This window comes from Gilliamella sp. B2923, assembly GCF_026536565.1.
Taxonomy (GTDB): Bacteria; Pseudomonadota; Gammaproteobacteria; order Enterobacterales; family Orbaceae; genus Gilliamella.
The window spans coordinates 1-6,240 of sequence record NZ_JAFNNZ010000022.1; the positions used below are offsets into that span (position 1 = coordinate 1).

A 6,240-nucleotide genomic window follows, 5' to 3' on the forward strand; every position below is an offset into this window, starting at 1 on the left:
AACCACTCGCATGGAACCCTATAGAATTTTTGTTGACTTTATCCCAAAAAACATGTGGTGATAAAATATCTACTTGTTGCATTTGAAGTAATTCTGACTGACTTATCCAATCAATCATCCCATTTTTAAAATTTAAAAAATTTTGCTTACCATTTTCCGTACTACCTAAAGATAAATATTGTTGATTAGAAGAATTTTTATATATTTCCTGAGCAAATAATAAGTTAGGTAATAGCAATAATAATAAAATTAATTGTTTCATATAATATCCTTATTTACCGAGAGGGTTGCCTTTTAAAACTGGTGGCCATGAATATTAATCGTTAGCAAATGGGATTTTTGATTTGTTATATCCCCAATATCTGTCATGTTCAAAATGTGGAATATCATCTATGGGTACGTTTCTACTCCTTAAAATAGAGTAAAATTTATTATAATCAAAATCAGTAAGATCACCATGACCATTTGCAATACCTCTATCAACTTCAATATGAGGTACTATTATTGGCCAACATCCTTCAATATCCGAAGCCTCAATATATAAATCTGCAAGGGCTTGATATTGATTATCAGTAGGAACATCTGGACTTTTATAATTAAGTTCGACATGGAACATTCTTCTTTTTAAATTATGCCAAGATTCAGCTTTAGTTGCCCACACATTTTTTCGGTAAAAAGCCAGTTTTCAATTATTTTATCATTTTGACTCAAGGTGGCTGACGTTGATGAAGTTTCTGTTTGATGCTTTGAGCTGTCCTCTGTCTTATCTTTTTCAGTGTCGCTTTGTTTTGTCTTTTGACTTTGCTTAGTTAAACCTTTGGCTACACCGTCCCACCAAAGCATTTTTGTCGCTTTTTCTTTGGTTTTTTCCCATAACTTATATTTCTCTTCTAACTTATTTATATAACCCAATAATTTAAGTTGTTCCGATGTTAATTTCTTTTCAGACTCCTCTTTATCATTTTTCGGAAAACTTTGATAATCTTTTCTTTGTTGCTCTAAGCCTTGTTTTGTTGATTCTTGTTTGCTTGCGTCTAACTTACTAACATATGACAAAACCGCATAAACTTATAATAGGAAAAGATTCATTACTTTAATCCTAATTCATTACTTTAATCCTAATTCATTTCTTGATAGGTTAATTCACTTTCTGTAGGCTGTCTGTAGACTGCGAGATAATCTTCACCCACAATAAAGAGCATTTCATTCATATAAATCGCTTTATTTCCATTTAGTAGAAATTTAGATAATGGTGATTTGCCAATATTGTCAAATGTGATATATTCCAACTCATTACTAATATCTATATTAAATTTTTTAAAATTTTCAACTTGCTGTTGATAGTGTTTTTCATTACCAAATAACTGTTTTGATTTTGCTTTACCAAAGGTAAATGAATAGGCTTGTTGATAATTAACACAAAGCTTTTTATCAGCAGGATTTAAGGTTAGTGTGATATCATCAAGTTCATCGAATGTAATTTTCTTAAAGCGCATATAATTATTTGCTTGTTTGCTAGTTAGTAAAAGGCTTTTTGTTGAGTGTGTTTTGTTATCTTTAACCGCTAATTCACTGTAGCAATTTGAAGTGACAGGTAACTCTTGGAACTTTCCTTCTTTTGTCACTTGAAAATGTTGTACTTCTATTGTTTCATCTTCAAAACGTTGTCGACGCTCAATAAAATAGTTTTTATCTATCGTAAAATAACGATAACCCACCGTGTAACCGCTACCGCCAGGACCGCCTCGAGTTGTAGTCCGATAATCAAATAATACCAGTTTATCTAGCACTTTATAATCATTAGAAAACAGATATAAATATGAATCCGACTCACCACTATCCCAGAATACATCAATTAGTATTGGATTTATAATAGATGAAATAGGAGGATACTTTGCTCCGAATATATCTATTGCAAACCAAGGAAGATCTAAAAAATTTTTAAAATGAATAGATAACTTTTTTAATACGCCGTCTCGATATAGCATAAATGCATCATCTGCATTAAATGGAACATGGATTGTGGGTAACTGAGGAACTTGTTTAATAAATTCTTTTTCAAAATAAGGTTTTGAATAAAATACTGGCTTACCATCTTTTCCAAACAAAAGCAGCATATCATCCAATAATACTGCCTGCCGATTTTGTGTTACATACTGTTTTAATAGGCTGTTATCAATATTTTTATCAAATTGAAGATAAGTAATGTTATCATTTAATTTAATATTATAATTATGCTCCAATAACTCTTGCTGCTCTTTTAAATCAATATATGCTTGTTCAATATTATTACTCTTAAAAAAATCGTCTGTAGGCATCGTATTACGTTTAATCAAAAACAACTGATTATTGAAATAAAATTTATTACCACGTAATTTTATATCAAAATCCATCGTTGTTTCATCTACAGATGTATTGCTAATACCATAAATAATTCCCCAATTATCTGGCACTTTTTTTTCATCAGCTATCGCTGATGATGCTATTAAATTTAATAATAGAGAAAATAATACAAAATAGTAATTACTGTGTTTCATATTGTTAACCTTAATCCTAATTCACTTCTTGATAGGTTAATTCACTTTCTGTAGGTTGTCTGTAGGCTGCGAGATAATCTTCACCCACAATAAAGAGCATTTCGTTCATATAAATTGCTTTATTTCCATTTAGTAGAAATTTAGATAATGGTGATTTGTCAATATTGTCAAATGTGATATATTCCAACTCATTACTAATATCTATATTAAATTTTTTAAAATTTTCAACTTGCTGTTGATAGCGTTTTTCATTACCAAATAACTGTTTTGATTTTGCTTTACCAAAGGTAAATGAATAGGCTTGTTGATAATTAACACAAAGCTTTTTATCAGCAGGATTTAAGGTTAGTGTGATATCATAAAGCTCATTAAATATGTTGCTTTCAAAGCGCATATAATTATTTGCTTGTTTACTAGTTAGTAAAAGGCTTTTTGTTGAATGTATTTTGTTATCTTTAACCGCTAATTCTCTGTAGCAATTTGAAGTGACAGGTAACTCTTGGAACTTTCCTTCTTTTGTCACTTGAAAATGTTGTACTTCTATTGTTTCATCTTCAAAACGTTGTCGACGCTCAATTAAATAGTTTTTATCTATCGTAAAATAACGATAACCAACAGGGTAACCGCTACCGCCAGGTCCGCCTCGAGTTGTAGTTATATAACTAAATAACACCAGTTTATCTAGAACCTTATAATCATTAGAAAACAGATATAAATATGAATCAATATCACCACTATCCCAACCTACATCAATAAATATTGGATTTATAAGAGGTGAAATAGAAGGGTACTTTGCTCCGAATATATCTGTTGCAAACCAAGGAAGATCTAAAAAATTTTTAAAATGAATGGATAAATTTTTTAATACATCGTCTCGATATAAAATAAAAGCATCGTTTGCATTAAACGGAACATTGATTATGGGCAACTGAGGAACTTGTTTAATAAATTCTTTTTCAAAATAAGGTTTTGAATAAAATACTAGCTTACCTTCGTTTCCAAACAAAAGCAGCATATCATCCAATAATACTACCTGCCGGTTTTGTGTTACATACTGTTTTAATAGGCTATTATCAATATTTTTATCAAATTGAAGATAAGTAATGTTATCTTTTAATTTAATATTATAATTATACTCTAATAATGCTTGCTGCTTTTTTAAAGCAAAATATGTTTTTTCTATATTATTGCTTATAAAAAAATCTTCTGCAGGCATCGTATTACGTTCAATCAAAAACGACTGATTATTAAAATAAAATTTATTACTACGTAATTTTATATCAAAATCAATCGTTGTTTCATTTACTAATGAATCACTAATATCATAAATAATTCCCCAATTATCTGGCGCTTTTTTTTCATCAGCTATCGCTGATGATGCTATTAAATTCAATATTAGAGAAAATAATACAAAATAGTAATTACTTTGTTTCATATTGTTAACCTTAATCCTAATTCATTTCTTGATAGGTTAATTCAGTTTCTGTAGGCTGTCTGTAGACTGCGAGATAATCTTCACCCACAATAAAGAGCATTTCATTCATATAAATCGCTTTATTTCCATTTAGTAGAAATTTAGATAATGGTGATTTGCCAATAATGTCAAATGTGATATATTCCAACTCATTACTAATATCTATATTAAATTTTTTAAAATTTTCAACTTGCTGTTGATAGTGTTTTTCATTACCAAATAACTGTTTTGATTTCGCTTTACCAAAGGTGAATGAATAGGCTTGTTGATAATTAACACAAAGCTTTTTATCAGCAGGATTTAAGGTTAGTGTGATATCATAAAGTTCAATGAATTTGTTACTTTCAAAGCGCATATAATTATTTGCTTGTTTATCGGTTAGTAAAAGGCTTTTTGTTGAATGTGTTTTGTTATCTTTAACCGCTAATTCACTGTAGCAATTTGACGTGACAGGTAACTCTTGAAACTTCCCTTCTTTTGTCACTTGAAAATGTTGTACTTCTATTGTTTCATCTTCAAAACGTTGGCGACGCTCAATAAAATAGTTTTTGTCAATGGTAAAATAATGATAACCAACCGTGTAACCGCTACCGCCTGGACCGCCTCGAGTTGTAGTCCGATAACCAAATAACACCAGTTTATCTAGAACCTTATAATCATTAGAAAACAGATATAAATAGGAATCAATATCACCACTATCCCAACCTACATCAATTAATATTGGATTTATAATCGGTGAAATAGAAGGATATTTTGCTCCGGATATATCTGTTGCAAACCAAGGAATATCTAAAAAATTTTTAAAATGAATGGATAACGGTTTTAATACGTGGTCTCGATATAGCACAAAAGCATCGTTTGCATTAAACGGAACATTGATTGTGGCTAACGAAGGAACTTGTTTAATAAATTCTTTTTCAAAATAAGGTCTTGAATAAAATACCGGCTTACCATTTTTTCCAAACAAAACCAGCATATCATCCAATAATAAGGCCTGCCGATTTTGTGTTACATACTGTTTTAATAGGCTATTATCAATATTTTTATCAAATTGAAGATAAGTAATATTATCTTTTAATTTAATATTATAATTATACTCTAATAATGCTTGCCGCTCTTTTAAAGAAAAATATGTTTTTTCTATATTATTGCTTACAAAAAAATCTTCTGCAGGCATCGTATTACGTTTAATCAAAAACGACTGATTATTAAAATAAAATTTATTACCACGTAATTTTATATCAAAATCAATCGTTGTTTCATCTACCAATGTATCACTTATACCATAAATAATTCCCCAATTATCTGGCGCTTTTTTTTCATCAGCTATCGCTGATGATACGATTAAATTTAATAATAGAGAAAATAATACAAAATAGTAATTACTTTGTTGCATATTGTTAACCTTTATTAGTGATTAATGTTTGCATTGATATGCCATTGACTTGTTCAACGCTTTTCGCAAAGTATTCATCTTTCAAATAAACTAATTGAAAACTTCTGACATCAAAATGTACCCATGTTGGTGCTACAGCTTTATCTGTAGATATTTTTACTCGATTTCCTGGCTCTAAAGAAACAAAATTTGGGGTAGCCCATCTGTATTGAGCATCACAATACTTAATCATCACTTCTCTTGCATCATCACACAAATTAGCTTTTGTAATTTTTGGATTGTCGTAAACCATATGAATATCTAGCGCTTTTCCCATATGATTCGTCGTTTGTCTGCCATTATGAGCATTATTATCAGACCAACAGCGATATCCGGATTCAACTTTTTCAATTTTCATATTTCGTTGATCAAAGTGTTTCAAATAAAATTTCCAGGCTCTTAATACCCAAAATAACGTTCTATGTAACCCTGGATATTCATATTCTCTTTTCTGTTCAATAATTGTTGTTTTTTGTTTTTGCTCAGAATTTTTCCCGAGTCCAAATCCTCCACATGCTTTATCATCGCCTATTAATTTCAATGTTGAACATTTACACTTAGCTTGAGCAAAATATGTTGCTATTGGGTATTCCTCTTGAAACGTATCAATCGCTTCAATTACTTGCATATCAACAACACCCGTTTCTTCAACTTTCATATAGTCACGTTGAAACTGTTTGATCATGTTTTCCGTTCTTTCCGTAAACTCATCAGTCGGGACATTGCCACCAAAACCGGCAAGGCGGATATTGATTTCTCGAATTATTTCATCTTTATCGCCTTTTTGGAAAAGA

The 6,240-nt window shown here is 30.2% G+C and carries 7 protein-coding genes; all 7 read right to left on the reverse strand.

The window, feature by feature from the left end; translation table 11 throughout:
- A partial coding sequence (locus J3U42_RS11960) for a hypothetical protein (protein ID WP_267336561.1) occupies positions 1-262 on the reverse strand: 262 nt, incomplete at its 3' end.
- A 54-nt stretch (positions 263-316) separates the two neighbouring features.
- Positions 317-661: a hypothetical protein gene (locus J3U42_RS11965; RefSeq protein WP_267336562.1), complete on the reverse strand. Its 345-nt coding sequence runs from the start codon at positions 659-661 to the stop codon at positions 317-319.
- A complete protein-coding gene (locus J3U42_RS11970) occupies positions 625-1,056 on the reverse strand; it encodes a hypothetical protein (protein ID WP_267336563.1) in 432 nt (143 codons plus the stop codon). Before J3U42_RS11970 ends, J3U42_RS11965 begins: the two co-directional genes overlap by 37 nt.
- Positions 1,057-1,118: 62 nt before the next feature.
- Positions 1,119-2,537, reverse strand: coding sequence for a hypothetical protein (locus J3U42_RS11975; protein ID WP_267336564.1), 1,419 nt, complete (start codon positions 2,535-2,537; stop codon positions 1,119-1,121).
- Between the two features lie 16 nt (positions 2,538-2,553).
- Positions 2,554-3,972, reverse strand: a complete 1,419-nt coding sequence (locus J3U42_RS11980) for a hypothetical protein (protein ID WP_267336565.1) — start codon at positions 3,970-3,972, stop codon at positions 2,554-2,556.
- Positions 3,973-3,988: 16 nt separating this feature from the next.
- Positions 3,989-5,407 carry a hypothetical protein gene (locus tag J3U42_RS11985; RefSeq protein ID WP_267336566.1) on the reverse strand — a complete coding sequence of 473 codons (1,419 nt, stop codon included), beginning with the start codon at positions 5,405-5,407 and terminating at the stop codon, positions 3,989-3,991.
- Between the two features lie 4 nt (positions 5,408-5,411).
- The coding region (locus tag J3U42_RS11990; protein WP_267336567.1) for a peptidoglycan-binding domain-containing protein at positions 5,412-6,240 on the reverse strand (829 nt) is incomplete at its 5' end.